Annotated in this window: 27 protein-coding genes; 16 read left to right on the forward strand and 11 right to left on the reverse strand. The window is 72.2% G+C overall.

From position 1 onward, the window contains the following. Window positions 1–12: 12 nt before the first annotated feature. Window positions 13–1353, reverse strand: a complete 1341-nt coding sequence (locus DK419_RS08745) for a glycosyltransferase (RefSeq protein WP_109958738.1) — start codon at window positions 1351–1353, stop codon at window positions 13–15. A 355-nt stretch (window positions 1354–1708) separates the two neighbouring features. Here DK419_RS08745 and DK419_RS08750 point away from each other — a divergent pair, with 355 nt between their 5' ends. Then, window positions 1709–1999: a hypothetical protein gene (locus DK419_RS08750; protein WP_109958739.1), complete on the forward strand. Its 291-nt coding sequence runs from the start codon at window positions 1709–1711 to the stop codon at window positions 1997–1999. 4 nt (window positions 2000–2003) lie between these two features. Here the strand turns inward: DK419_RS08750 and DK419_RS08755 are convergent, their stop codons facing one another. Both DK419_RS08755 and hppD read right to left on the reverse strand, forming a co-directional pair. Continuing rightward, complete coding sequence (locus DK419_RS08755) at window positions 2004–3731, reverse strand: ABC transporter ATP-binding protein (protein WP_109958740.1); 1728 nt, start codon at window positions 3729–3731, stop codon at window positions 2004–2006. A gap of 593 nt (window positions 3732–4324) precedes the next feature. Beyond that, on the reverse strand, window positions 4325–5455 hold the full coding sequence (hppD, locus tag DK419_RS08760; protein WP_109958741.1) for a 4-hydroxyphenylpyruvate dioxygenase: 1131 nt from the start codon (window positions 5453–5455) through the stop codon (window positions 4325–4327). A gap of 115 nt (window positions 5456–5570) precedes the next feature. Here hppD and DK419_RS08765 point away from each other — a divergent pair, with 115 nt between their 5' ends. Continuing rightward, entirely contained in the window at window positions 5571–6062 is a 492-nt protein-coding gene (locus DK419_RS08765; protein WP_109958742.1) for an Lrp/AsnC family transcriptional regulator, read from the forward strand. Between the two features lie 89 nt (window positions 6063–6151). Next, a complete protein-coding gene (locus DK419_RS29790; protein ID WP_280953930.1) occupies window positions 6152–6283 on the forward strand; it encodes a hypothetical protein in 132 nt (43 codons plus the stop codon). Window positions 6284–6314: 31 nt separating this feature from the next. Here DK419_RS29790 and DK419_RS08775 read toward each other — a convergent pair whose 3' ends face one another. Continuing rightward, window positions 6315–7211 (reverse strand): hypothetical protein, encoded by an 897-nt coding sequence (locus DK419_RS08775; RefSeq protein WP_109958743.1) that lies wholly within the window; start codon window positions 7209–7211, stop codon window positions 6315–6317. Window positions 7212–7407: 196 nt separating this feature from the next. On the opposite strand from DK419_RS08775, the gene DK419_RS08780 reads away from it, so the two are divergent. Next, window positions 7408–8460 carry a patatin-like phospholipase family protein gene (locus tag DK419_RS08780; protein WP_109958744.1) on the forward strand — a complete coding sequence of 351 codons (1053 nt, stop codon included), beginning with the start codon at window positions 7408–7410 and terminating at the stop codon, window positions 8458–8460. 31 nt (window positions 8461–8491) lie between these two features. Here the strand turns inward: DK419_RS08780 and DK419_RS08785 are convergent, their stop codons facing one another. Then, window positions 8492–8923 (reverse strand): CBS domain-containing protein, encoded by a 432-nt coding sequence (locus DK419_RS08785; protein ID WP_109958745.1) that lies wholly within the window; start codon window positions 8921–8923, stop codon window positions 8492–8494. Window positions 8924–9054: 131 nt separating this feature from the next. Continuing rightward, window positions 9055–9873, reverse strand: a complete 819-nt coding sequence (locus DK419_RS08790) for a rhomboid family intramembrane serine protease (RefSeq protein WP_109958746.1) — start codon at window positions 9871–9873, stop codon at window positions 9055–9057. 474 nt (window positions 9874–10347) lie between these two features. Here DK419_RS08790 and DK419_RS08795 point away from each other — a divergent pair, with 474 nt between their 5' ends. Together DK419_RS08795 and DK419_RS08800 are read left to right on the forward strand one after the other, a co-directional pair. Then, window positions 10348–10950: a PAS domain-containing protein gene (locus DK419_RS08795; protein WP_109958747.1), complete on the forward strand. Its 603-nt coding sequence runs from the start codon at window positions 10348–10350 to the stop codon at window positions 10948–10950. A 174-nt stretch (window positions 10951–11124) separates the two neighbouring features. Beyond that, window positions 11125–11748, forward strand: a complete 624-nt coding sequence (locus tag DK419_RS08800; RefSeq protein ID WP_109962201.1) for a PilZ domain-containing protein — start codon at window positions 11125–11127, stop codon at window positions 11746–11748. A 97-nt stretch (window positions 11749–11845) separates the two neighbouring features. Here DK419_RS08800 and DK419_RS08805 read toward each other — a convergent pair whose 3' ends face one another. From DK419_RS08805 to DK419_RS08815, 3 genes are all read right to left on the reverse strand, one after another. Continuing rightward, window positions 11846–12568 (reverse strand): DUF6894 family protein, encoded by a 723-nt coding sequence (locus DK419_RS08805; RefSeq protein ID WP_109958748.1) that lies wholly within the window; start codon window positions 12566–12568, stop codon window positions 11846–11848. 247 nt (window positions 12569–12815) lie between these two features. Further along, a complete protein-coding gene (locus DK419_RS08810; RefSeq protein ID WP_109958749.1) occupies window positions 12816–13121 on the reverse strand; it encodes a DUF6894 family protein in 306 nt (101 codons plus the stop codon). Window positions 13122–13263: 142 nt separating this feature from the next. Beyond that, window positions 13264–13746, reverse strand: a complete 483-nt coding sequence (locus DK419_RS08815; protein ID WP_245442873.1) for an MmcB family DNA repair protein — start codon at window positions 13744–13746, stop codon at window positions 13264–13266. A 251-nt stretch (window positions 13747–13997) separates the two neighbouring features. Between DK419_RS08815 and DK419_RS08820 the strand changes: the two genes are divergently transcribed. The 5 genes from DK419_RS08820 to DK419_RS08840 all read left to right on the forward strand — a co-directional run bounded on the left by DK419_RS08820 (window position 13998) and on the right by DK419_RS08840 (window position 18270). After that, a complete protein-coding gene (locus DK419_RS08820; protein ID WP_109958751.1) occupies window positions 13998–15071 on the forward strand; it encodes a PepSY-associated TM helix domain-containing protein in 1074 nt (357 codons plus the stop codon). A 43-nt stretch (window positions 15072–15114) separates the two neighbouring features. Continuing rightward, the gene (locus DK419_RS08825) at window positions 15115–15339 is read left to right on the forward strand and encodes a hypothetical protein (protein WP_109958752.1); all 225 of its coding nucleotides are present in this window, start codon (window positions 15115–15117) and stop codon (window positions 15337–15339) included. 147 nt (window positions 15340–15486) lie between these two features. Next, window positions 15487–16314 (forward strand): ABC transporter ATP-binding protein, encoded by an 828-nt coding sequence (locus tag DK419_RS08830; RefSeq protein WP_208642341.1) that lies wholly within the window; start codon window positions 15487–15489, stop codon window positions 16312–16314. Between the two features lie 28 nt (window positions 16315–16342). Continuing rightward, window positions 16343–17128, forward strand: a complete 786-nt coding sequence (locus DK419_RS08835) for an ABC transporter permease (RefSeq protein WP_109958754.1) — start codon at window positions 16343–16345, stop codon at window positions 17126–17128. 137 nt (window positions 17129–17265) lie between these two features. Continuing rightward, entirely contained in the window at window positions 17266–18270 is a 1005-nt protein-coding gene (locus DK419_RS08840; protein WP_109958755.1) for an ABC transporter substrate-binding protein, read from the forward strand. Between the two features lie 7 nt (window positions 18271–18277). On the opposite strand, the gene DK419_RS08845 is transcribed toward DK419_RS08840, so the two are convergent. After that, the gene (locus DK419_RS08845) at window positions 18278–19486 is read right to left on the reverse strand and encodes a GGDEF domain-containing protein (RefSeq protein ID WP_109958756.1); all 1209 of its coding nucleotides are present in this window, start codon (window positions 19484–19486) and stop codon (window positions 18278–18280) included. Window positions 19487–19645: 159 nt separating this feature from the next. Beyond that, the gene (locus tag DK419_RS08850; protein WP_109958757.1) at window positions 19646–20170 is read right to left on the reverse strand and encodes a DedA family protein; all 525 of its coding nucleotides are present in this window, start codon (window positions 20168–20170) and stop codon (window positions 19646–19648) included. 210 nt (window positions 20171–20380) lie between these two features. Here DK419_RS08850 and pdxY point away from each other — a divergent pair, with 210 nt between their 5' ends. From pdxY to DK419_RS08875, 5 genes are all read left to right on the forward strand, one after another. After that, window positions 20381–21229 carry a pyridoxal kinase PdxY gene (gene pdxY, locus DK419_RS08855; protein ID WP_109958758.1) on the forward strand — a complete coding sequence of 283 codons (849 nt, stop codon included), beginning with the start codon at window positions 20381–20383 and terminating at the stop codon, window positions 21227–21229. A gap of 242 nt (window positions 21230–21471) precedes the next feature. Next, on the forward strand, window positions 21472–22389 hold the full coding sequence (locus DK419_RS08860; RefSeq protein WP_109958759.1) for a PhzF family phenazine biosynthesis protein: 918 nt from the start codon (window positions 21472–21474) through the stop codon (window positions 22387–22389). Between the two features lie 235 nt (window positions 22390–22624). Then, window positions 22625–23098, forward strand: a complete 474-nt coding sequence (locus DK419_RS08865) for an NUDIX hydrolase (protein WP_245442874.1) — start codon at window positions 22625–22627, stop codon at window positions 23096–23098. 107 nt (window positions 23099–23205) lie between these two features. After that, the gene (locus DK419_RS08870; protein WP_109958760.1) at window positions 23206–25203 is read left to right on the forward strand and encodes an alpha/beta hydrolase domain-containing protein; all 1998 of its coding nucleotides are present in this window, start codon (window positions 23206–23208) and stop codon (window positions 25201–25203) included. A 68-nt stretch (window positions 25204–25271) separates the two neighbouring features. Next, on the forward strand, window positions 25272–25637 hold the full coding sequence (locus DK419_RS08875) for a hypothetical protein (RefSeq protein ID WP_109958761.1): 366 nt from the start codon (window positions 25272–25274) through the stop codon (window positions 25635–25637). Window positions 25638–25648 lie beyond the last annotated feature (11 nt).

Consider the following 25648-nt stretch of genomic DNA (forward strand, 5'->3'; position numbering starts at 1 on the left):
GATCTCGATCCATCAATCCAGAGGAATGCCCTCTCGGCGATCGACGCCCCGGATGGCCGCGCAGGCCTCCGCGACCCCGCTCTCGGCCCGCATCAGCACCTGAACCTCGCGGCAGGCCGCCGCCACCGCGCCCGAGCCCACCAGCCGCTCGATCGCCCGCCGCGCCCGCGGGGCGGTGAAGCGCCAGCGCGCGAGCGAGGTCCCGACCCCGAGCCGCACCACCCGCTCGGCCTCGTCGGCGTGGTCGAAGGCGACCGGCACGATCAGCTGCGGGCAGCCGGCCGCCAGCGCCTGCGCCACCGTCCCGACCCCGCCGTGATGGACGAGCGCCGCGCAGGCCGGCAGCAGCCGGCTCAACGGAGCGTAGGCCGCGTGCACCACGCCCGGCGGCAGCGCGTCCGGCACCTCGTCCGCCCGGCCGGCGAGCAGGAGGCCGCGCCGTCCGGTGAGCCGGCACACCTCGACGGCGGTGGCGAAGAACGCCCGCGCCCCGGCCATTGCCGAGCCGTAGGTGAAGACCAGCGGCGCCGGCCCGTCCTGCAGGAAGGCGGCGAGGTCGGGCGCCAGCTCCGCCGCGTCGCCGAAGGTGTCGGCGAGGGGAAAGCCGACCTGGGTCACTTGCGCCGGCCAGTCGGCCTGGGGCGGGGCGTACCAGTCGGGTACCGCCAGGAGCACGCGCTCGGGGCTGTGCCACCAGTGGCGCAGGCGCCGGACCGGGGCGAGGCCGAGGCCGGCCCGGAAGGCGTTGAGCGGCGGCAGCGCGGCGGGGCCGAGGACGAAGCGGTCGGCACCGCGGCCGAGCGCGTGGCGCAAGGCGGCGGGCAGGAGGCGGGGGAGCGGCAGGCCCGGCAGCCGGGGCGGGGCGGTGCGGCTCTCCAGCAGCATCGGCATCAGGTGGAGCGTCGTCAGCGACAGGCCGAGGCGCTCCTGGGCGACGCGGGCGCCCAGCGCCAGGGTCGAGGCGACGACGCGGTCGCCGGGGCCGGCCTCGGCCTCGAGCCAGCGATAGGTCGGCTCGGTCGCCGCGGCGACCGCCGCGAGCATCGCCCGCGCACCCCGGACCGGGCGCCACAGGGCGGGCTGGTCGACGGCCCGGGCGAAATCGGCGGCGGTGCCGAGGGCGTGGAAGGCGAGGCCGGCCCGGGCGGCGAGCGGCCGGAACGGCGCCGGCGCGGCGAGGCGGACCTCGACGTTCCGCCGGCGCAGGGCGGCCCCGAGGGCGAGGACGGGCAGCACGTCGCCGTGGGTGCCGAGCCCGATGAGGAATACGCGCCCGCCGCCCTCCCCGGCCGCGGCGGAGGCCGGGACGGGCGCGGGACCCGCGTCGGAACGGATGTGCAGCGCTCCGGCCATGGCCGCTCCTACTCGGAAAAGCGCCGGCTCCGGGCGAGACGCGGCATCCCTCGCGACAGGTTCGGCGCCGGCGGGCGCGCCGGTCAATTAACATTGCATCATCGAAAAATGCGCAAAGCGCGACATATCGGTCATCCGATATCGCTTATGCTATTGATCGACCGCTCCGGTCGATGCTGCTCGCGATGCACGAACACCGGGCAGCCCCCACCCTGTACGAGGCGGAACCTGCCGCGCGCGGGACGGCGCGACGTCGGACACGCGGCGGGTCCGAAGCCTTATGTCGTAAGGCCTAGGCTGTAAGCCTGAGTATGTCTGTCGGGTTTCAGGCACTACTTGCGCGGGTATGATCCCGATGCTCGACATGCCGGCGGCCGCCGAGGGCCGCCCTCCCGCCCCCCCGCGCAGCGCCGCGGGCCTCCTCGCGCACGTCCTGCGGGACCTCGCCTTGTCCTACGAGGCCGAGTGCCCGGGCGGCTTCGCCCGCTTCCGGCAGGCCCTGTCGGTCGAGTCGCTCGCGGTCATCGCCCGCTTCACCGGCGCCGCGACGAGCGACGAGGCCGCCTACGCCCTGGCGCGGCAGGTGCACGAGACGCTGCTCGACGTCGAGGAAGACGTCTGGGCGCTCCACACCGCCGCGCACTGACTCTTCACTCCGCCGCGACGACCCCGCCCTGCGCCGCGTGCAGGCGCCGGTAGGCGCCGTTCGCCGCGACCAGCGCGTCGTGCGAGCCCTGCTCCAGGATGCGCCCGTTCGACACCACGGCGATGCGGTCAGCGTGCCGGATGGTGGCGAGGCGGTGGGCGATGACGAGCGTCGTGCGGCCGATCGTCAGCTCGGCGAGCGCCTGCTGGATCTCGCGCTCGGTCTGGGTGTCGAGGGCCGAGGTCGCCTCGTCGAGGATCAGGATCGGCGGGTTCTTCAGGAACACCCGGGCGATCGCCAGGCGCTGCTTCTGCCCGCCCGAGAGCTTGACGCCGCGCTCGCCCACCACCGTGTCGAGGCCGTCCGGCAGCGTCTCGATCAGCCCGTCGAGGCGGGCCCGGTGCGCCGCCTCCCGGATCTCGGCCTCGCCCGCGTCGAGGCGGCCATAGGCGATGTTCTCGCGGATCGTGCCGGCGAACAGGAACACGTCCTGCTGCACGATGCCGATCTGGCCGCGCAAGGAGGCGAGGGTCAGGTCGCGGATGTCGTGCCCGTCGACCGTGATGCGCCCGCCCTCGACGTCGTAGAAGCGCGGCAGCAGCGAGCACAGGGTGGTCTTGCCGGCGCCCGAGGGCCCGACGAAGGCCACGGTCTCGCCGGCGCCGACCGCGAGGTCGACGCCATCGAGCACCTGGCGGCCGTCGCCGTAGCCGAAGCGCACGCCCTCGAAGCGGATCTCGCCCCGGAGCGGCGGCGCGGGACGCGCGCCCGGCCGGTCGACGATGTCGGGGACGGTGGCGAGCAGCGCCCGGTAGCGGCGAAAGCCCGCGATCCCCTTCGGATAGGTCTCGACCACCGCGCTGATCTTCTCCAGCGGCCGGTAGAACACCCCGACGAGGAGCAGGAAGCCGACGAAGCCCCCGGCGCTGAGGTCGCCCCGCACCACGTAGGCCGCGCCGCCGAGCAGCACCACGATCTGGACGAGGCGCATGCCGAGGTAGTTGAGCGACAGGCTCGCCGCCATGATCCTGTAGGCGTCGAGCTTGGTGGCGCGGTAGCGCGCGTTGTCGGCGGCGAACAGGCGCCGCTCGTGGGCCTCGTTGGCGAAGGCCTTCACCACCCGGATGCCGCCGACATTCTCCTCGATGCGGGCGTTGAAGGCGCCGACCCGGCCGTACTGCGCCTGCCAGTTGCTGGTCATCCGGCCGCCGTAGCGCACGGTGACGAAGGCGATGACCGGCAGGATCGCGGCGGTCATCAGCGCCAGCGGCGGGTGGACGGTGAGCATCAGCGCGAAGGCGCCGATGAGCGTCATCACGGCGATGAACAGGTCCTCGGGCCCGTGATGGGCGACCTCGCCGATCTCCTCCAGGTCCTTCGTCACCCGGGCGACGAGGTGGCCGGTCTTCTGGTTGTCGAAGAACCGGAACGACAGCGTCTGCAGGTGGTCGAAGGCGCGGGCGCGCATCGTGGTCTCGATGTTGATGCCGAGCACGTGACCCCAGTAGGTCACCACCACCATCAAGCCCGCATTGGCGACGTAGACGAGGGCGAGCCCGGCGGCCGCGAGCACGATCAGGTTCCAGTCCTGGCTCGGCAGCAGCACGTCGACGAAGGCCTTCACCGCCATCGGGAAGCCGAGCTCGAGCAGGCCCGACAGGATGGCGCAGCCGAAATCGAGGAGGAACAGGGCCCGGTACGGCCGGTAATAGGCGAGGAAGTCCTTCAGCATGTCGATCCGGCGGTGGTCGGAACGCGGCCTCGAGGCGGCACGCTGGGCCCCTGATAAGCGGGAAACCGCGCGCGCGACAAGGTCACGGCGCGTGCCATAGGGCCGCTCCGGGTGAATGAGTTGGGGCATGGGAAGGACAGGGTGGGTCGGGAGCGGTTTCACCGCTGTTCCGGGACCCATCTCGGTATTATTCTGAATCGAAAATCTTATGACGCCCCACCCCCTGATGAGAGCGACAGGCAATGCTCTACTCGCTGCTAGTCTCGGACGAGCGACGGCCGGTAGCGACACAGATCGCTTCCAGGGGCAGATAAGGGCTGTTCAAGGAATGAGATGCGTGGGTTTCCCCTCTCCCCGCGGGCGGGGAGAGGGCTCCGGCGACCTTGTCGTCGACGGAGCTAGCGGAGGCGAAAGCCGGAGCGAGGGTGAGGGGATGCCTCAGGATGAGGCTCCTCCGGAAACACCCCCTCACCCTCGCCCTTCGGGCTCGCCGCGCCCTCTAAACGAGGGCACGGCCCTCTCCCCGCCCGCGGGGAGAGGAGAGAACTCGCGTCCGTTCCTTTCCCGGGACGGCCCTGCCTTCGCACCTCCCCTCACGCCGCCGCGTCGCGGGCCCCATCGGCGGAGAGCACGCCGCGGCGGATCTGGTCCTCCTCGATCGACTCGAACAGGGCCTTGAAGTTGCCCTCGCCGAAGCCGTCGTCGCCCTTGCGCTGGATGAACTCGAAGAAGATCGGCCCGATGGCGTTGGCCGAGAACAGCTGCAGCAGGATCTTGGTCATCCCGCCCTCGACCACGCCCTCGCCGTCGATCAGGATGCCGTTGCGCTCCATGCGCTCCAGCGGCTCGCCGTGGCCGGGCAGGCGCCGGTCGACCCGGCGGTAATAGACGGAGGGCGGCGAGGGCATGAAGGCGACGCCGCCCGCCCGCAGGGCCTCGATCGTCGCGTAGATGTCGCGGCAGCCGCAGGCGATGTGCTGGATCCCCTCGCCTTTATAGGCGTGCAGGTATTCCTCGATCTGGCTCTTCTCGTCGGCCGATTCGTTGATCGGGATGCGGATCTTGCCGTCCGGCGAGGTCAGGGCCTTCGAGAACAGGCCGGTCTGCTTGCCGGCGATGTCGAAGTAGCGGATCTGCCGGAAGTTGAAGATTTTTTCGTAGAACCCGGCCCAGACGCCCATCCGGCCGCGATGCACGTTGTGGGTCAGGTGGTCGAGGTAGAAGAGGCCGAGGCCCTCGGGCCTGGGGTCGCGCTCGGCCAGCCACTCGAACTCGGCCTCGTAGGGCGAGCCCTTCGCCCCGTAAGTCTCGACGAAGTAGAGCAGCGAGCCGCCGATGCCCTTGATCGCCGGCACGTCGAGGGTCTTGCCCCCGTCCGCCGGGTCGGCCGGCTCGGCGCCGAGCGCCAGCGCCCGGTCGTAGGCGGCCTTCGCGTCCACCACCCGGAAGGCCATCGCGGGGGCGCAGGGGCCGTGGGCGGCGACGAAGCGGTGGCCGTGGCTGCCGGGCTCCTCGTTGACGAGGTAGTTCACGTCGCCCTGGCGGTAGACGGTGATCGCCCGGGTGCGGTGGCGCGCCACCGCGGCGAAGCCCATGGCGCGGAAGAGGTCGTGCAGGGCCTGCGGCTCGGGATGGGCGTACTCGACGAACTCGAAGCCGTCCGTGCCCATCGGGTTGAAGGCGGTGATCGCGGCGGCGGGAGCGTCGTGCGGATAGGGGCCCATCGTTGTCCTCCGTGCTCGTTGCCCGCATCACAGCATGGACGGCCCGCGCGGGGCGTGCGAAATCCAGGCGCCGACCCGGCCTTCGCGCACGGATCGTGCACGGATCGAGGCTTCGATGACCGATTCCCTCACCCTCGACGGTTTCGACCTGAAGATCCTCGCGGCCCTGCAGGAGGATGGCCGGCTCGGCAACCAGGAGCTCGCCGAGCGGGTGCACCTGTCGCCGAGCCAGTGCTCGCGCCGGCGCCTGCGGCTCGAGGAGCGCGGCGTGGTGCGGGGCTACCGGGCGGAGCTGGCCCCGGGCCCCCTCGGGCTCACCGTCACGGTCTTCACCAAGGTCGCGCTCGCCACCCACAACCGCGACAATGCCCGCCGCTTCGCCGAGCTGGTGCGCGGCCTCGACTGCGTGCTCGAGGCCCACGTGATGACCGGCGACAGCGACTACCTGCTGAAGCTGATCGTGCCCGACCTCAAGGCCCTGTCGTCGGTGGTCAACGACGTGCTGCTGCCGCACGAGAGCGTGGCGCACGTCCACTCCTCGGTGGTGCTCGACACGCTGAAGGAGGCGGCCCCCCTGCCGCTGTCGGGCGTGCGCCCCTCGACCTGATTCCGCGGGTCGCCCCTTGCGGCCGGAACCGCCGCGTGCTCACGGTGCGGCAAGTGCCGCGAGTGCGGCCGGCACGACGGAGGACCGGCGTGAACAAGGGATCGACGATCGCGTCGGGGGTGGCCGTCGGCATCGCGGTCGGTGTCGCGGCGGGCTGGGGCGTGGGCCTCGCCTGCGGCGTGGCCGCCGCGGCGGCCCTGTCCGCGAGACGCCGTCCCTGAGACGGTCGCGGCGAACCCTGCGGATCCGGCCTCAGAACTCCACCCCGAGCTTCACCCGCACCGCGTGGCGCTCGAAGTGGCTGAGGTCGAGCGGGCGGCGGGTCTGGCCCTCCGTGCGGTCGCGGCCCGCGACCTGGCCCGCATAGGCCAGGGTCACGAAGGCCTTGTCGGACAGGCGGCGGTAGAGCAGCGGGCCCAGCGTCAGCGCCCGGCCCTCGAAGCGGTTGAGGAAGGCGCCGTCATAGGCGCGCAGGTAGCGGATCTCCGGGCCCGCGAAGGTGTCGGCATCGAGCCGGAACGCCAGCGCGTTCGACCACAGGAAGGTCGAGGAGCGGTCGGTCTCCCGGGAGCCGCGCAGGGTGCCGACCGCGGGCTCGACGCTGAGGTTCATGCCGTACCAGACCCGGTCGGGCACCAGCCGCCAGTCGAGCTGGAGCACGCTCTCCATGTCGAAGATGTCGGCGCCCCGTCCCTCGACCGGCAGCACCCGGGCGAAGCGCGGGCGCAGCTCGAGCGCGAGGCCGAGGGGCTGCGCGTCGGTGCCCTTCAGGAACTGGTACTTCAGCTCGATCCCGACGCCGTCGAAGCTGCCGTTGTCCTTGTCCGGCAGGTCGGTGCCGCCGCGCACCCGGCGGGCGTCGCCGAACAGGCCGATCTCGACGCTGAACGACTCGGTCGGGTCGAACTGATAGCTGAGCTTGGTGTTGGCGATGGTGTAGCGGCTCGGTCCCGTCTCGCCCCGCCGCTTGCCGGCACGGCCCACGGTGTCGAGCAGGATCTCCTGCTCGCCCTTGCGGCCGGTGGTCGAGCCTTCCGTGAAGCCGAACAGGTTCTCGGTGTCGACGTCGTCCGCGTCCCCGGCGACGGCCGGCTGGACCAGCGCGGCGAGGAGCAGGCCGTCGCGGACGATGCGACCCAGTCTCGTCATGTGCGTCGAATCCGCCTCGGCCCCTTCCGTCTCTGGACCGGTCGGGATGATCGCGCAAGGCCTCGCCCGGGCTGCCGCAGGGTCCGCGCCGCCCCGATCCCCGACGAAACGGTGATGCAACCTCCGCCGTTGACGAACGCTTGATGGATCCAGGCCACACTGGGACCCGGGACAGGCCCGGCAGAGGTCAGGCGCCATGATGTGGGACGGCATCGCACTCTTCTCCGGCGCGCCGGTGCGGCGCTCAGCGGACGGCGTGCTGGGTGCCGCGGGCGTTCCTCCGGTGCCCGAGCCCGAGCGGCCGCGGCGGGCGAAGGTCGGCCTGGCGCTCGGCGGCGGGGCCGCCCGGGGCTGGTCGCATATCGGGGCGATCGAGGTCCTGCGCGAGGCCGGCATCCCCATCGACGTGGTGGCGGGCTGCTCGATCGGCGCGGCGGTGGGCGCCTGCCACGCCGCCGGCAAGCTCGGGGAATTGCGCGAGTTCGCCCTGTCGCTGACCAAGCGCCGGGTGATGGGCCTGCTCGACTTCCACATCAGCGGCTCGGGGCTCATCGCCGGCGAGCGCCTGCGGCGGCTGCTCGAGCGCGACCTCGGCGCCTCCCGCATCGAGGACCTGCCGCTGACCTTCGCGGCGGTGGCGACCGAGCTCGGCACCGGCCACGAGATCTGGCTCACCCGCGGCGGCCTCGTCGAGGCGGTGCGGGCGTCCTACGCGCTGCCGGGCATCTTCGATCCGGTCAAGATCGCCGGGCGCTGGCTGATGGACGGGGCGCTGGTCAACCCGGTGCCGGTGACGGCGGCCCGCGCGCTCGGCGCCGACGTGGTCCTGTGCGTCAACCTCAACGGCGACATGCGGGTCCGCGGCACGGTGATCCAGTCGCACGGGGCGGAAGGGGCCGACGCGGTGATGGAGGCCGCCGCGGAGGCCGCCGGCGCGCTGCCGGAGGAGCCGCGGCGCTGGCCGCGGATCGGCGGCCGGCGCACGAAGCCGAAGCCCCGGCCCGAGGCCGGCGCGCCGAGCGGCATCGCCAGCGTGATGGTCGACGCCTTCAACATCACGCAGGACCGGATCTCGCGCTCGCGGCTCGCGGGCGACCCGCCCGACGTGATGATCAACCCGAAGCTCGCCCAGATGGGCCTGTTCGAGTTCCACCGTGCCGAGGAATGCATCGAGCTCGGCCGCCAGGCGACGAAGCGCCTGCTGCCGGAGATCCACGAGATGATCTCGGCCGCCGTCACGCCGGTGTGAGGCGGCCGAGCGGCGCTCGCCGGGGCGGCGGTCAAGCCGTGGCGATGTACTCGCGCAGGGCCTTGTGCTCGGCCTCGACCGACTCGATGCGGTGCTTGACCACGTCGCCGATCGACACGAGGCCGACCAGGCGGCCGTCCTCGACGACCGGCACGTGGCGGAAGCGCCCGTCGGTCATCAGCTCCATCACCTCGTCGACGGCGGTGGCGCGGCTGCAGCACACCACCTTGGCGGTCATGTGCCGGGAGACCGGCGCCTCGAGGGCGCCGCCGCCGCCGCGGACCACGGCCCGGATGATGTCGCGCTCCGACAGCATGCCGAGGACGCTCTGGCCGGCATCGCTCACCACCAGGGCGCCGATGCCCTTCTCGGTCAGGAGCGCGGCAGCCTCCGCCAGCGTGCGGTGGGGCTGCACGGTCACGACGGTGCGGCCCTTCTGCGACAGGATGCGCGCAACGGTCATCAACACCTCCCTGCTCGGGCCCCCCGGCCTTCAGCGATCCGGGCGGGACGCCCATTTGGACGCAGAGTGTGTGACCGCATTCCGGATGACGCAAGCACCCCGGAAGTCGAAAGGAAGAATCCTCGGGCCGCTCAGCGTCGTCCGAGCCGGTCGACCAGGGGAAGCAGCAGGAATCCGACGATGAAGCCGCCGAGATGCGCGTCCCAGGCGACCGCCGAATCGCTCAGGCCGAGCGGCAGGGCGGCGAGGCCGAAGAGCAGGTTGGTGACGAACCAGATGGCGAGGAACACCGCCGCCGACCGGTTGCGCAGCAGCTCCGGGATGGTCTGGAGCCGCGTCGGCACCGGGCGCTGCCACGGCACGGCGGCCGGGCTCGGGCCCTCGGCCGGGTGGAAGGCGAAGCGCACCGCCGCCGCCATCAGGCCGGACACCCCCGCCGAGGCGCCGATCAGCGGCACGGTGCTCAGGGGATCGATGAGGACGTGCAGGAAGCCTCCCGCGGCGGTGGAGACGAGGGCGATCACCCCGTAGCGCCAGGCGCCGCAGCGCCGCGCCACCGGGGTGCCGAAGGCTGCGAGCCAGACGCCGTTGAGGAGCACGTGGCCCCAGGAGCCGTGCAGGAGCGCGTAGGAGACGAAGGTCCAGGGCATCGCGCCCGGATCGGCCACCAGGTAGGCCGCGAAGGCCTTGCGCGCCTCGACCTCGAGGGCGGAGCCCTCCGCGGCGGCGGCCGCCCGCAGCACGTCGGCGGCACGGTCGGGATCGAGGGCGAGGGTCCAGCGCGCCGGCACCAGGGCGAGGTCGAGGAGCAGGGTGATGTCCCAGACGTCGGGCAGCCCCTGCCGCACGGCATGGAGCAGCACCAGGATCCCGACCGAGGCGGTGACCACGGCGGGCATGTTGAACACCGGCACGCGCGGCGGTCGCGGGAGGTCGGGGGTGGCATCCATGCGGCACCATTGCGGGGCCGCGGGGCCGACCGCAAGGGAGGCCGGCGCCGCGGGCCGGTCCCGCCCCCGAAAAGTGAGGGCTCGCGCACGAAAAAAAGGGAGAGCGTTGCCGCTCTCCCCGGAAGAGGGTGAACATGCCCGGCCGCGAGGCCGCGCGCAGAACGCCGTCAGGACCGTGACGCCGCGGGCCGCGACGCGGCCCCCACCCCTTTCTCACGCGAGCGGGCTTAGGGCGGGTTCGCCACCCCAGCCAGCCCGAATTCGCTGTCGCCCGCGACAATCGCGCAGGTGTGGGCCAAACGCAACATTAATGCCTCGGTAACCCTAACGAAACCTTACGCTCTCGCGGCTCGGCCGTTCGGCATACGGTCTGCTGAACCGAATCAGCTCAGCCGGCCTCGGTCCCGAAACGGGACAGCGTCCGGCGGCACCCCGGACCGCCCGCCGCAAACGCCTGTGCCAGACCGAGACGCCATGAAGCACCCGACCAGCCGCATGCTCCACGCCTACTGGAACGGCCTGCGCGGCGCCCGCGCCGCGCCGGAGCGGGGCGAGATCGAGCCCGGCGAGATCCGCCACGTGCTCGCCGACAGCCTGATCCTGGAGATCGACGCGCCCCGGCGCGCCGCCGCGATCCGCCTCGCCGGCACCCGGCTCTGCGCGCTGTTCGGGGCCGAGCTGCGCGGCCTCCCCTTCGCCGGCCTGTGGGGCGAGGCCCCGGCGGCCGATCCCTGGCGGCTGATCGAGGCGGTGATCCAGGAGACCGCCGGTGTGGTGGTCGGCCTCGTCGGGGTGACGGAGGCCGGCGAGACGATCGACCTCGAATTGCTGCTGCTGCCGCTGCGCCACCGCGGCAAGACCCAGGCGCGGGTGATCGGCTCGCTCTCGCCCGCCCTGATCCCGACCTGGCTCGGCCTGCGCCCGATCGTGGCGCTGCGCACCGTGTCCCTGCGGATCCTCACGGCGGAAGCGAACGCCGCCGCCGCGCCGCTCGCGGCGCCCCCGCCCGCCGCCAACGACGAGCCTGGCCCCGAGCGGCGCAAGCGCTTCGTGGTGCATCGCGGCGGGCGGGCCTGAGGGATCGACGGCTCGTTAACCATTCCGGCGCAGGATGACCCGGGGCGGCCGGGTGCCGCCCCGGGAGAGTCGCGCGTCATGGCGAGCGTCGTGGGCACTGGCATCGGCACCGTCGCGGGCGGCGGCAGGAGCGTCGGCATTGGCAGCGGCCTCGGCAGCGGCGCCGGAAGCGTCATGGGCCGGGCCGCGGCGCCGGGCCTGCGCTCCCTCGCGCTGCGGGCGGCGGCGGACCAGCGCCGGCATCATCGCGTCGCCGTGGCGCTGCTCGGCCGCTACATGCTCGCCGACCGGCAGGAATACCCGTGCCAGACCGTCGACATGTCCCCCGGCGGGGTGCGTCTGACCTGCGCGGTCGGCGGCGAGATCGGCGAGCGCATCGTGATCTACCTCGAGCATGTCGGGCGGATCGAGGGCACCATCGCGCGGCTCCTGCCGGACGGTTTCGCGGTGACGATCGGCGCCACGGCGCGCAAGCGCGACAAGATCGCCTCGCAGCTGACCTGGCTCGCCAACCGCGCGGTGCTCGGCCTGCCGGAGGACCGCCGCCACGAGCGCGTGGTGCCGCGCCAGGCCCTCACCACCCTGCGCCTGGAGGGCGGGCGCGAGACCGCCGCCCGGATCATCGACATCTCGCTGTCGGGCGCGGCGCTGGCCTGCGAGGTCGAGCTGCCGCTCGATACCGGCCTCACGGTCGGCCGCACCCCCGCCCGGGTGGTGCGCCAGTTCAAGGGCGGCGTCGCGATCGAGTTCCGCCTGCCGCTGTCGCCGGACCGGTTCGACGAGAACTTGGTGCTGTAGGAACGAACTTCTCGGCCCGGCGAGACGAGGGCCTGCCGGGCGTGCGAAGCAGACCCTGGTCTTCCGCCCTCGAATCGGACATTTTGCTCGCTCGCGTTCAAACCGATTTCTGGGCAACCGTCACTTTCGTCCTGCCTCCTCGTGTGGGCGCCGTGAATGGCTCCGCCCATTCGACGAACCCGAGCAGATTCTCGTCGTCATCGAAGATCGGCCAGGTGCGTGCATTCCACCAGCCGTTCGTCGTCTGGCCCTCGGCGTCCAGTACGAGGTAGGGAAGATCGGTGATCTGAGATGCCGCGCCTGCCTGCGCGAGGGACATGAACTTCGTGAAATTCGCCTTGGGCGCACCATGCAGGTCGGCAAAGATGCCGTAGATCGATCGACCCCGGATGGCCTCAGGGTCCACGTGACTGTGGCGAGCGCCGAACCGGTTCATCTCGACGATATGCATCTCGGGGGTCATCAGGACGCATCCCGCATCGACCGGACCAAACATCCGGCGAAAGCTCGCCAGCGCCAGGTCATCGCGGCTGCGAGCCGAGCGAGGCCACCCGTGCGGACGACGCCGGGCCTTCGTGGGCCGCCATTCCGAGGGCGAGAGCACGTCCGTGAACGGCACCGTCATCAGGTTCCGACCTTTGTCGTCGGCGATCACGCAGGACGCGGCGAGCGGATCTTTTCGCTCGATGAGGAGCTCCTGCGCGATTCCCGGTATGCTGGCACAGACCGCCAGGTAGGCGTGGTGGAGATCGGCGAACTCTATCGGGTCGCTCGGAGCCGCCTCGTGAATATCACTGAATACGAGGTAATAATTTGGCATAATCGAGCCATATCTACCTTTTGCAGCCCGCCCTGTAGGCTGGAAACAAGCCGATAACTACAGAACTATACAAAATTCCGACATAGAGGTATCACGCGCGCGCGAAGCAGCCTTTAACGAATGTTAGATTCAAGCTGCCGACACCATGCCCTGCGCCCCGGGAGACGGATATCTCCGGGCCCCAAGCGTGATGCGCAGAGGCCCGAAGGGCGTTCCGGACGGGTGGGAAGCAGATGGTGCCGGGCGATCACCCGCCCCAGCGCGCCCGTGCCTCCGTCGCTTGATCGGGGCTCTCGGCAACGGGAGGCACATCCTCACCCAGCCAGATGCTCGCGAAGGTCATCGTGGCCGTATAGACGATCAGATTGCTCGCGTTGCGGACGAGCACCGTCAACGCCTGCCGATCTCCGTCCTTCGGGATGACGTCCCGCGCGATCGCGGGGAGGGCCATCATGGCTTCAAACCTGATGGTGTCCGGACCGCCGCATTCGGTACCCACGTCATCTCGCGTAAGGTGTTTCCCGTCGTGGACGTCGAAATAGTAGCGGGCCATAGGTTCCTCTGCCACGAGCACCTAGGCCGCAACGCGCAGAACTCGATGATGTTCTGTACGAATTCGCACTCAGTGGACGCAACGGGTCGAAACCCTCCTCGCACGATCGAGCCGACCGTGCTCCGGCTCCGATCGCGCGCCCCTACAGCGCGCCCTCGCGGATCGACCCCGGATCTGCCAGCGCGTGGAGCAGGCCCGCCGCCGCGTGGGCGAAGCGCAGGGTCACGGCCTTGCGGCGGGCGCCGGCCAGGGGATGCTCGGGCGGCGGCCTCAGGATCTCGGCCCCGAAGGCGTCGGCGACGATGAGGCCGGTCTCGTCGGGCAGGATCTCCACCGGCAGGGTCTCCGGCACCGCGAAGTAGAAGCGGTCGCAGAAGTCGCGGTAGTCGGGCCATTTCCGGTCGGCGCGGAAATCGGCGACGCTCGACTTGATCTCGATGATCGTCAGCTTGCCGCAGCCGCCGAGCGCGATCAGGTCGGCGCGCCGGCCGTTGGCCAGGGTGAATTCCGGGATCGTGACGTGGCCGAGCTCGGCGAACAGGCGCCGCACGCCCCGCTGCACGCTGAGCGCGGTCGGCGATTGGCGGCGGTCGACGGGGAGCGAGAGGGCGAGGGCGGCGGACAAGGCTGTGGAGGGACGCTGATCGAGGGGTTGCCAAGGAGACCGAATCGGGAACGCCATCGGACCAGCTTCGCCGGCCGTTGTCACCTGCAGCCCGTGTCGCAGGCCGCGCAACGTGGTCTCGCGCCGAGGCTGCCCCTTGCGCGGAGGCCCGCCAGCCTCTAGCCACCGATCTGGAAAGCCGAGCCGCATCAGCACCTTATACCCATTCAAAACTGCGCCGTCTCCGGTGCGGTCGCCCGACGGAGAACCGGATGAGAGCGTCCAGCGTCCGCGCCTGGGCCTTCGTGCACACGTGGTCGAGCCTGATCTCGACCCTGTTCATGCTGCTCCTGTGCCTGACCGGCCTGCCGCTGATCTTCCACCACGAGATCGACGAGGTGTTCGGAGTTGGCGACGCGCCCGCGGCGATCGCCGGGCAGGCGCCCGTCCCGGTCGAGCGGATCGCCGAGAACGCCCTGCGCGACCATCCGGGCAAGGCCATCCAGTATGTCGGCTGGGACCAGCACGAGCCCGACAAGGTCTTCGTGATCCTCAACGCCGCCGCGGATGCCGCGCCGAACGACGCGACGGTGACGCTCTACGGTGCGGCCGGCGGGGAGAAGCTCGGGCCGTCGGGCAACGCCTTCATGCAGGTGATGCTGCGCCTGCACGTCGACCTGTATGCGGGGCTACCCGGCAAGCTGTTCCTCGGGGCGATGGGCCTGCTCCTCGTCGCGGCGATCGTATCGGGGGTGGTGCTGTACTGGCCGTTCACCCGCCGGCTCGCCTTCGGCACCGTGCGGCCGGAGCGGTCGCGGCGGGTGGCCTGGCTCGCGGTGGTGGGCCTGACCGGCGCGATCAACACCCTGTCCGAGCCGCTCGTCGGCATGTGGAAGGCCGAGACCCTCGGGCGGATGATCGCGGGCAGCCAGGGCGGTCCGGCACCGGCGCGGCCCGCCTCCCTCGACACGATCGTGGCGCGGGCGCGGGAGGCGGCGCCCGGGATGGTGCCGGGCTTCGTCGCCTTCCCGGGCACGCCCTTCGCGACGCCGCGGCATTTCGGCGTGTTCCTGCGCGGGACCGCGCCGCTCACCGCGCGGCTGCTGCAGCCGGTGCTGCTCGAGGCCGGCACCGGCGCGGTGGCCGATTCGCGCGCCCTGCCCTGGTACCTGACCGCGCTCCTCGTCTCGCAGCCCCTGCATTTCGGCGATTACGGCGGGCTGCCGATGAAGGTGCTGTGGGCGCTGCTCGACCTCGTCAGCATCGTGGTCCTGGGCAGCGGCCTCTACCTGTGGTGGGTGCGCCGCCGCCGCCCGGCGCCGGCCCTGCGGGCGCAGGCGGCATGAAGCGGCCCCGCATGACGAGGCGGCCGCGCATGGGACACCCGGCATGAGGCGGTCCGGCCGTCCGCGCGGCCCGGCCGGCTGGCGCGCCGTGTTCGGCGTGCCGCTCGCCGTCGGCGCCGCCACCCTGGCCGGCCTCCTGGCGGCGCTCCTCCACGAGGGCGCCGGCGGGGTCGCGGCCTGGGCGGCGCTGGGCCTGCCCCTCGCCCTGATCGCCTGGCATGTCGGCAGGGCCTACCTGCCCCGAAACCGGCCCGCGCGACGGACGTAGCGGTTGATCTCGCGGGCCCGCTCGCCGATGGTCGCCGCCCCGGGAGCCGCGCGAGACGGCGACGGAACCCGGCAAGGACGGCAGGAGGGAGCGACGGGCATGGGGGGGCAGCACGCCGCCGAGGGACGAAAAGGGGGGCGGGCCGGCATGCGCCTCGTCGGCGGCACGGCACTGGCCCACGGCGAGGCGGTGCGCCTCGACGGCGTCAGCATCGCCTTCACCCTCAAGGGCGGCAAACGCTACGTCGCGGTCGAGGGGATCGACCTCGGGGTGATGCCGGGGGAGTTCGTGGCGGTGGTCGGACCGACCGGCTCGGGCAAGTCGACGCTGCTGAACGCCGCCGCCGGCCTGCTGAAACCCGCCTCCGGCTCGGTCACGGTGTTCTCCTCGGCCCTGTCGGGCCTCAACGCGCGCGCCGGCTACCTCTTCCAGGCCGACGCCCTGATGCCGTGGAAGACGGCGCTCGACAACGTCGCGGTAGCCCTCGAGCCGCAGCGGGTGCCGCGCGCGGAGGCGCTCGCGCGGGCCCGCGAGTGGCTGGGCAAGGTCGGGCTCGCGGCCTTCCTCGACCGCTACCCGCACATGCTCTCGGGCGGCCAGCGCAAGCGCGTCGCGCTCGCCCAGATGCTGATCCGCGATCCCGAGATCCTGCTGATGGACGAGCCCTTCGGGCCGCTCGACGCGCAGACCCGGCAGATCATGGGCAACCTGCTGCTGGAACTGTGGGCGGCCAACCGCAAGGCGGTGATGTTCGTCACCCACGACCTCGAGGAGGCGATCGCGCTCGCCGACCGGGTGGTGGTGCTCTCCGCCGGCCCCGCCGCCCGCATCGTCGGCGAGTTCAGGGTCGATCTCGCCCGCCCGCGCGACATCAGCGAGATCCGCCTCGAGCCGCAGTTCCACGCCCTCTACAAGGAGATCTGGTCGTGCCTGCGGGTCGAGGTCTCCCGCGCCTATGCGGGCGGCCCGGCGTGAGCATGACGACCCTCCGGAGACCCCATTCGTGAACCGCCTCGGCCTCCTCGCCCTGCAGATCCTCGTCGGCCTCGTCGGCTTCGCGATCTGGCACGTGCTCACGGTCTACCCGATCCTCGGCAGCCCGAAGCAGATCCAGTTCTTCTTCTCGACCCCGGTCGACGTCCTGAAGCGCACCTGGATGGAGATGACGAACCCCGAGATCTGGGGCCACCTGTGGATCACCCTTCAGGAGACGGTGCTGGCCTTCGTCTTCGGCGCCGTCGGCGGCATCGCCTTCGGGTTCCTGTTCGCCCGCAACGCGCTGCTCGCCGCGGTGTTCGACCCCTACATCAAGGCGGCGAACGCCCTGCCCCGGGTGGTGCTGGCGCCGATCTTCGCCCTGTGGTTCGGCTTGGGCATCTGGTCGAAGGTGGCGCTCGGCTTCACGCTCGTGTTCTTCATCGTGTTCTTCAACGTCTACCAGGGCGTGCGCGAGGTGAGCCCGGTGGTGCTGAACAACGCCCGGATGCTCGGCATGAGCGAGCGGGGCCTGCTCCGCCACGTCTACTGGCCCTCGGCGCTGACCTGGATGTTCTCCTCGCTCCACACCGCGGTCGGCTTCGCCCTCGTCGGCGCGGTGGTGGGCGAGTATCTCGGCTCCTCGGCCGGCCTCGGCTACAAGATCCACGAGGCCGAGAGCGTGTTCGACGTCACCGGCGTCTTCGCCGGGATGCTGATCCTGACCGTGTTCGTCATCGTGATCGACACGGTCGTCACCCTGATCGAGAACCGCCTCCTGGTCTGGCGCCCGCAGGCCGGCGGCCAGGGCTGAGAGGCGGTCTCGCCGCTCGTGGGATCGGCATCACGACGGGCGTCATCTCACCCGCGGCCTCGTCCCGAGGTCGCGGATGGGACGGGTTCGACATTTCGGCCTGATCGGCCCACGGAACCAACGGGAGGACACGACCCATGCAACGCCGCAGCTTCCTCGCCGGCGCCGCCGCCCTGGCGCTCAGCCCCGCCGCTCCCGCCCGGGCCGACACCGTCAAGGTGCGCATCGGCGTCGGCGGCAAGCCGCTCCTCTACTACCTGCCGCTGACGATCGCCGAGCGGAAGGGCTTCTTCAAGGAGGAGGGGATCGAGGCCGACATCAACGATTTCGGCGGCGGCGCGCGCTCGCTCCAGGCCCTGATCGGCGGCTCGGTCGACATCGTGACGGGAGCCTACGAGCACACGATCCGGATGCAGGCCAAGGGCCAGGACGTGCGCGCCGTGTGCGAGCTCGGCCGCTTCCCCGCCATCGTGATCGGGGTGCGCAAGGACCTCGCCGACACGGTGAAGTCGGCCGCCGACCTCAAGGGCCGCAAGATCGGCGTGACCGCGCCGGGTTCCTCGACCTCGCTCACCGCGCAATACGCGATGCTCAAGGCCGGGCTGAAGGCGACCGACGCGGCGCTGATCGGGGTCGGCGGCGGGGCCGGGGCGATCGCCGCGATGAAGAAGGGCGAGATCGACGCGATCTCCCACCTCGACCCGGTGATCGCCAAGCTCGAGGCCGACGGCGACATCAAGGTCATCATCGACACCCGCACCGAGGCCGGCACGCGGGCGCTGTTCGGCGGGCCGAACCCGGCCGCGGTGGTCTACACCAAGCAGGACTGGATCGAGCGCCATGCCGCCGCGACCCAGAAGGTCGTCAACGCCTTCGCCAAGTCGCTGAAGTGGATCGTCGCCGCCTCGCCGGAAGAAATCGCCGACACGGTGCCGCCGGCCTACCATTTCGGCGACAAGCCGCTCTACGTGCAGGCGGTGAAGAACTCGCTCGAGAGCTATTCGCGCACCGGCGTCCCGACGCAGGAGGGCATGGCGAGCGTGCTGGAGCTGGTGCGCACCCTTGATCCCGAGCTGCAGGGCGCCAAGATCGACCTCGCGGCGACCGTCGAGGACCGGTTCGTCAAGCGGGCGATGGGCTGAGGCGGCCTCACGCCCACCCGACCCGGGCCGCCGCGCGCGGCCCGGGCATCGTCGCCGAGGGGTCGAGCGCGGGGTCGAGCGGGCGGTCGATCCTGGCGCCCGAGGTCGCCAGGCGGCCCTTGCCGGCGGCCTTGGCGCGGTAGAGCGCCGCGTCGGCCTCGGCGAGGAGCGCCTCCGGGGTCATCCCCGGCATCGCCCAGCCGATGCCGACGCTGAGTCCGACGCCGATGCCGACGTCGGTGGGCGCCTTCACGGCCTCGATCAGGCGCGCCGCCACCTGCGCGGCCTCGTGGGCCCTCTCGCCGCCCGCCAGGATCACGAACTCGTCGCCGCCGAGCCGGGCGGCCTGCCACTCCTGCGGGATCGCGGCGGAGATCCGTCCGGCCACCTGCACCAGCAGGGCGTCGCCGGCGGCGTGGCCGAGGCAGTCGTTGACCGCCTTGAAGCCGTCGAGGTCGAGGTAGAGCAGGGCGAGGTCGTCGCTCCCCCGCCGCAGCCCCGCGGCGAGGTCCTCCATCAGCCCGGTGCGGTTGCGCAGGCCGGTCAGGGGGTCGTGCGTGGCCCGGCGCTGGTTCTCCCGCTTGGCGAGGAGCGCCTCGACGTAGGTGCGGTTGAGACGCGTCACGGTGGTGCGGATCGCCACCACGAACAGCAGGCCGAGGAGCGTGCCGAGCAGGAACCAGGCGTCGCGGAAATGGAGCGGCAGCGCCACCTTCAGCGGCAGGTCGCACAGGGCGACCATCGTGACGGCGAGGCGCGGGGCGCCGTAGTTGCGGGTGACGATCCCGCACAGGATCCCCATCATGGTGATGGGCGCCAGGGTCTGCAGCAGCGGATCGCCGCTCAGGAAGCACAGCATGGTCGAGAGGCCGACGAGGCCGGCCCAGGCGAAGCTGCTGGCGAGCAGGAGGCCCGTCGGCACCGGAAGCCCTTGCGCGGCCTTGCGGCCGGCGCGCACGAAAATTCCGATGCGGAGGGCGAGCAGGGCGGCGTCCGCCGCCAGAAGGCTCAGGAAGAGCGGCCCCGGCTGCCGGATCGCGGCCGCCACCTCGATGATCAGCATCGCGACGGCGCCGAGCACCAGCGAGGCGATCGAGGGTAGGAACGTCGCGAGCAGGCCGCCCCGCAGGTCCGCCGGCAGGTCGAGACCCGGATCCGCCAGCCAGCGCAGGATGGCCGGTCTCGGCATCTGGTAGGTCGGCAACACGTTGGGCATGGAACCGCTTTCGGGTGCGGCCTCGTCGGCGCATCAGGGGTCGAGTACGCCGTTACGGTTAATATTCCGTGATACCCCAGCGTCCACCATTGTCTAGGACAAGTTTCTTCGACCTCGACGCTGCGTCAGGCGGGGGAACGTGGCGTGATTACCGTTTCGTCAGGCGCGCCGCAACCAGTCGATCAGGCCGGCGCCCGGCGCGAGCCAGACGAAGGCCCACAGGAAGGCCGAGGAGAGGTTCGCGAGCTGGAACGGCAGCCGCGGCAGCAGGGCGACGCCGGCGACGAGCGGCACCACCGCCCGGGCCGGGCCGATGAAGCGGCCGACGACGATCGCCCAGGCGCCCCAGCGCCGGCAGAACGCCTCGCCCTTCTCCACCATCTCGGGGTAGCGGCTGAGCGGCCACAGGCGCTTGGCGCCGTCCTTGTAGTAGCGGCCGATCTCGTAGGAGACCCAGTCGCCCAGGATCGCCCCGACGGCCGCCCCGACCATCACCGGCAGGAAGGGAATCGCGCCCGAGCCGATCAGCGCCCCGATCCCGATCAGGATGACGGTCGCCGGCACCAGGAGCGAGAGCACCGCCAGCGATTCGCAGAAGGCGATGATCCCGGTGATCACCGGCGCCCAGGCCTGGTGGTCGCGCACGAAGTCGATCACCGTGGTGCGTAAGCTCTCGAAGTCCATGGAGCGCGTGACCGTGGGTTCAGCCGGGTGGCGGGACAAGTCGGGGCGCCGGGCGGGCGTTCCCTCGCGCAATCCTTAACCCCGGACGCGTGAGCGCCGCGTGAACCCGCCTCGCGCGCGGTGTCGCGACCCGAAAGGCGGTTGCCAGGAACGCCCGGTTCCGGGAACGTTGCGGGCGTCAGTACACCCCGCGCGAGGTCTCGTGTCGCGATGAACGTCCTGTCGATCCAGTCCCACGTCGCCTACGGCCATGTCGGCAACGCCTCGGCGGTCTTCCCGATGCAGCGGCTCGGGGTCGAGGTCTGGGCGGTGCACACGGTGCAGTTCTCCAACCACACCGGCTACGGCGCCTGGCGCGGCCGGGTGTTCGACGGCCCCGCCATCGAGGAACTGGTCGAGGGCATCGCCGAGCGCGGGGTGCTCCCCTCCTGCGACGGGGTGCTGTCGGGCTACATGGGCTCGGCCGATATCGGCACCGCGATCCTGCGGGCGGTCGCGCGGGTGCGGGCGGCCAACCCTGCGGCGCTCTATTGCTGCGACCCGGTGATCGGCGATGTCGGCCGCGGGGTGTTCGTGCGCCCCGGCATCCCGGAATTCATGCGCGACCACGCCGTGCCGGCCGCCGACCTCATCACCCCCAACCAGTTCGAGCTCGATTACCTGAGCGGGATCGAGACCCGGACGCTCGCCGACGCGAAGGCCGCGGTCGCCGCCGTGCAGGCGAGCGGGCCGAAGGTGGTGCTCGTCACCTCGCTCCACACCGAGGAGACGCCCGACGACAGCATCGACATGCTGGCCGGCGAGGGCGGGCGGTTCTGGCGCCTGCGCACCCCGCGGCTGTCGCTGAGCGTCAACGGCGCGGGCGATGCCACCGCGGCCCTGTTCCTGGTGCACTACGCCCGCAGCCGCTCGGCCGGCGAGGCCCTGGGGGCGGCGGCCGCCTCGGTCTTCGGCCTCCTGCGCCGCACCGCGGAGGCCGGCGCGCGGGAGATCCTGACGGTGGCGGCGCAGGAGGAGTTCGTGGCGCCGAGCCGGACGTTTCCGGTCGAGGCGGTGTGACGCGTCGGGATCGGATCCGGTCGCGACGCGGCCGTCGTGGCAGCGCTCGGCGAGTTCGGCGTAGAGCGTGCTGAACGGCAGGTCGATGCGGCGCATGATCAGGTCGTTATGGCGCTTTCGCGAAAATGCCATAACGCGCTCCTCGCGCTCCGGCGACGGGTGCGCGGCAGAACCCCGGGGCTTGCGCCCTCCCCCCGATCCGTGCTGCCTCGCCGCTCGCCTTCGGAAGGACGGATAGCCCGATGCCCGCACGCCGATACGCCACCCTGGACGTGTTCACCGACACCCCCCTCGCCGGCAACCCGCTGGCGGTGGTGCTCGACGCCGAGGGGCTGGACGATTCCGCGATGCAGGCCATCGCCCGGGAGTTCAACCTGTCCGAGACGGTGTTCGTGCTGCCGCCGGCCGAGAGCCGGCACCGGGCGCGGCTGCGGATCTTCACGCCGGCCCAGGAGCTCGCCTTCGCGGGTCACCCGACCGTCGGCACCGCGGTGCTGCTGGCGCTCGGCGACCGGCGGGCGGAGGTCGCCGACGCGGTGGCGTTCGGGCTCGAGGAACAGGTCGGGGTGGTGCCCTGCGTGGTCGAGACCGGCGAGCGCGAGACCGGCGGGAAATGGGGCCGCGCGCGCTTCCGCCTGCCGCGCCTGCCGGAGAGCTGGGGCGAGGAGCCGGACGCCACGGCTCTCGCCGGGGCGCTCGGCCTGTCGCCGTCCGAGATCGGCTTCTCGCGCCACCGGCCGAGCCGCTACAGCGCCGGCACGCCGTTCCACCTCGTGCCGGTCCAGAGCCTCGACGCGCTCGGCCGGGCGCGCACGAGCGCGGAGGCGCTGGCGCAGGCCCTCGGGGCGGGCGCCAAGGTGTTCCTCTATACCGGCGAGACCGGGGAGCCGGGCCACAGCTTCCGGGCCCGGATGTTCGCCCCCGCCGCCGGCATCGCCGAGGACCCGGCGACCGGCGGCGCGGTCGCGGCCTTCGCGGGCGCCCTGATGCAGTTCGAGCCCCTGGGGAGCGGCACCCACGACCTCGTCGTCGCGCAAGGGTACGAGATGGGCCGGCCGAGCGCGATCGCGCTCCAGCTCGCGATCGAGGACGGAGCGCTGCGCGCGGCCGAGATCGGCGGCAGCGCCGTCGTGATCTCCGAGGGCGAGCTGCACCTCTGATGGGCATCACCATCACGCCCGCCCGCCGCGTCGAGGCGACCATGGTCGCGCACGACTGGACCTGGGCGCGCGAGAACCGGGAGAGGATCGCGGCCCATTGGGAGATGCGCCGGGCGGCGCGCCCGGCGATGTTCAACGGCACGGTGCTGATGCTGCGCGCGTTCGACCTCGCCGACGGGGTGCTCCGGGCCGAGCTGTTCGAGGCCGAGTACGCCGCCCTCACCGCCCTCAAGGATTGGGGTTTCCGGACGGGAGCGTCCTCAACGTCTTCGCCGCGGTCGTGCCGCGCACCCGGGACGGCGCCTACATCCTCGGCGAGATGGGCCCGCACACCGCCGCCGCGGGCCGCGTCTACTTCCCCTGCGGCACGCCCGACCCGACCGACATCGCGCCGGACGGCCGCGTCGACCTCGCGGTGAGCGCGCTGCGCGAGCTGCACGAGGAGACCGGCCTCGTCGCCCGGGAGATCTCCCCGGAGGCGCCGGATCCCGGCTGGGCGATCGTGCGCGACGGCGGCCTGATGGCGCTCCTGCGCCCGGTGCCGCTCGCGGAGGACGAGGCGACGGTGCGGGACGCGATCGCGGCCCACCTCGCGGCGGAGGCCGAGCCGGAGCTGTCGGCGATCGTCTCCGTGCGTCGGGCAGCGGATCTCGACCCCGCCCGGATGCCCGGCTTCGTCCGGCACTATCTCGCGAGCGTGCTCGCCTGAGCGGACGCCGCGGGGCGCCCGACACGGTTCACAGCGGAACCGCGCGTCGCTACGGTCGCGCCGGAAGGCGCCCGGGACGTGGCGCCGCCGAGGGGGAACAGACCGCCATGACCAGGATCAGGCGCGCCGCGACCGCGGCGCTCGTCGGAGGGGGCCTCGCGGGAAGCGGCCTCGTCGCCGGGCCGGCCGGGGCCGAGGTGACCCGGTTCGAAACCCTCAAGGCCGAGAAGCCGGCCCTGCAGGGCCGCAGCTTCGGCGAGCGCGGCCAGGCCGAGAAGGTCACCGGGCGGGCGACCATCGCCCTCGATCCCGCCGACCCCCGCAACGCCGTCATCGCCGACATCGCGCTCGCGCCCCGCAACGCGGAAGGCCGGGTCGAGGCGACCGCCGACGTGGTGCTGCTGCGGCCCGAGCGGCCGAACGGCCTGCTCATCGTCGAGATCCCCAATCGCGGCCGCAAGCTCATCGGCCCGCTCGTCGAGGGCAGCTCGACCGAGGCGTCGGGCCGGCTGGAGCAGGCGGACGACGCGGGCCGGGGCTTCCTGCTGTCGCGGGGCTACACGCTCGCCTGGATCGGCTGGCAGGGCGACGTCGCCCCGAGCGACGGCAGAGCCGGGGCCGGCATGGGCATCCGCCTGCCGGTGCTCGCCGGGATCACCGGGCCGTCGCGCGAGGAGTGGAGCTTCGACAACACCACGTCGCCGATCGAGGCCCCGCTGACCTGGCCCGCCGCCGACCTCGACCCGGCGAAGGCGCGCCTCACCGTGCGGGCGAAGGCGGAGGATCCGCGCACGACGCCCCCCGGCCTGTCGTTCCGCTTCGTCGACGCCGGGCGCATCGCGATCACCCGGCCGGCGGGCTTCGACGGCAGCGCGCTCTACGAGCTGAGCTACACCGCCCGCGACCCCGCGGTGACGGGTCTCGGGCTCGCGGCGATCCGCGACGTCGCGACCTTCCTGCGCCACGATGCGAGCGCGCGGAACCCGCTCGCGCGGGACGGCCGCAGCACCATCGACCGGGCGATCGGCTTCGGCATCTCGCAATCGGGCCGGGTGCTGCGCGACCTGCTCTATCTCGGCCTCAACGAGGACGAGCGGGGCCGGATGGTGTTCGACGGGATGATGCCGCACATCGCCGGCAGCCGGCGCAGCTTCACCAATGCCCGCTTCGCCCAGCCCGGCCGCAATCCCGGCCCCCACCTCGATCGCTCCTACCCGGCCGACCAGTTCCCCTTCGCCTACGCGACGACGACCGACGCCCTGACGGGGAAGCGCGACGGCCTGTTCCTGCGCTGCCGGCTCGGCAACACCTGCCCGCGCCTGATGCACGTCGACAGCGAGTACGAGCTGTGGGGCTCGCGGGGGGCGCTCGTGACCACCGACACGCGCGGCGCCGAGCTGGAGCAGCCGCCGGAGGTCCGGGTCTACATGATTACCGGCGCGCCGCACTTCGCGAATCCCGACGCGAGGACCGCGACCGATCCCGCTTGCGCCCTGCCGGTGAGCCCGGTCCATGCCGGCGCTGCCTCGCGGGCGCTGCTCACCGCGCTGGAGGCCTGGATCACCGACGGGGTCGCGCCGCCGGCGAGCCGCTACCCGTCGCGGGCCGACGGCACGCTGGGCGCCCCCGCCCACCTCTACCCGCCGATCCCCGGCCTGCCCTATACCGGCCTCCACACCCCGGCCCAGTGGGTCGAGCCGGGGGTGCAGTCCGGGCCCGAGCCCGCCGGTCCGCCGGTGGTGCGCGGCACCTACCCGCTGCTGCTGCCGAAGGTCGATCCCGACGGCAACACGCTGGCGGGCCTGCGCCTGCCGCTGATCGAGGTGCCGCGGGCGACCTACACCGCCTGGAACCCGACCCGCGGCGTCGCCGCCGAGACCCTGTGCAACCAGAAGGGCGGCGTGCTCCCCTTCGCCGGGACCAGGACGGCGGCGCAAGCCGCCCACGACCCGCGGCCCTCGCTCGAGGAGCGCTATCCCGATGCGGGCGACTACGCGGCGGCGGTGAAGGCGGCGGCCGACCGCATGGTGATCGAGCGCACGCTGCTGCCGGCGGATGCCGAGGACATGGCGAAGGCCGCGGCGGAGGGGCGGCTGGCGCGGTGAGGCCCCGCCGCCCGCGGACCCGCGGGCCGGCTCCTGGGTTCCAGATGGACATTCACAGCGGGTACGCCATGGTCGCCAAGCTCGTCGAACTCGTCCGGGAGGCCGCGGTGCAGGCCCGGGGCGTCGCCCGGACCTATCCCGAGGCGTGCAGCGCCGACGCGCTGCCCTGGACCGTCATCGCGCGTTTCGACGCCGACGTGCGCGGCCATGTCGAGCGCGATCCCCGGATCGAGGACGGGCGCGACCAGGTCCTGATCGCCGCCGTGAACCTCGCCGAGGCCGCGCCCGGCGACGGGGAGACCCCCGAGCGCGAGCGCCTGGTGAAGGCGATCAACGACCTCGAATGGGTGACCCTGAGCCGGGGCATCGCCAACCGCGCGGCGGCGGCGCTCGGCTACGGCGAGGCGGGGGAGCGGCTCCGGGACGCGGGGTGACGGCGGGACGG

Source organism: Methylobacterium terrae (assembly GCF_003173755.1).
GTDB classification, from domain to species: domain Bacteria; phylum Pseudomonadota; class Alphaproteobacteria; order Rhizobiales; family Beijerinckiaceae; genus Methylobacterium; species Methylobacterium terrae.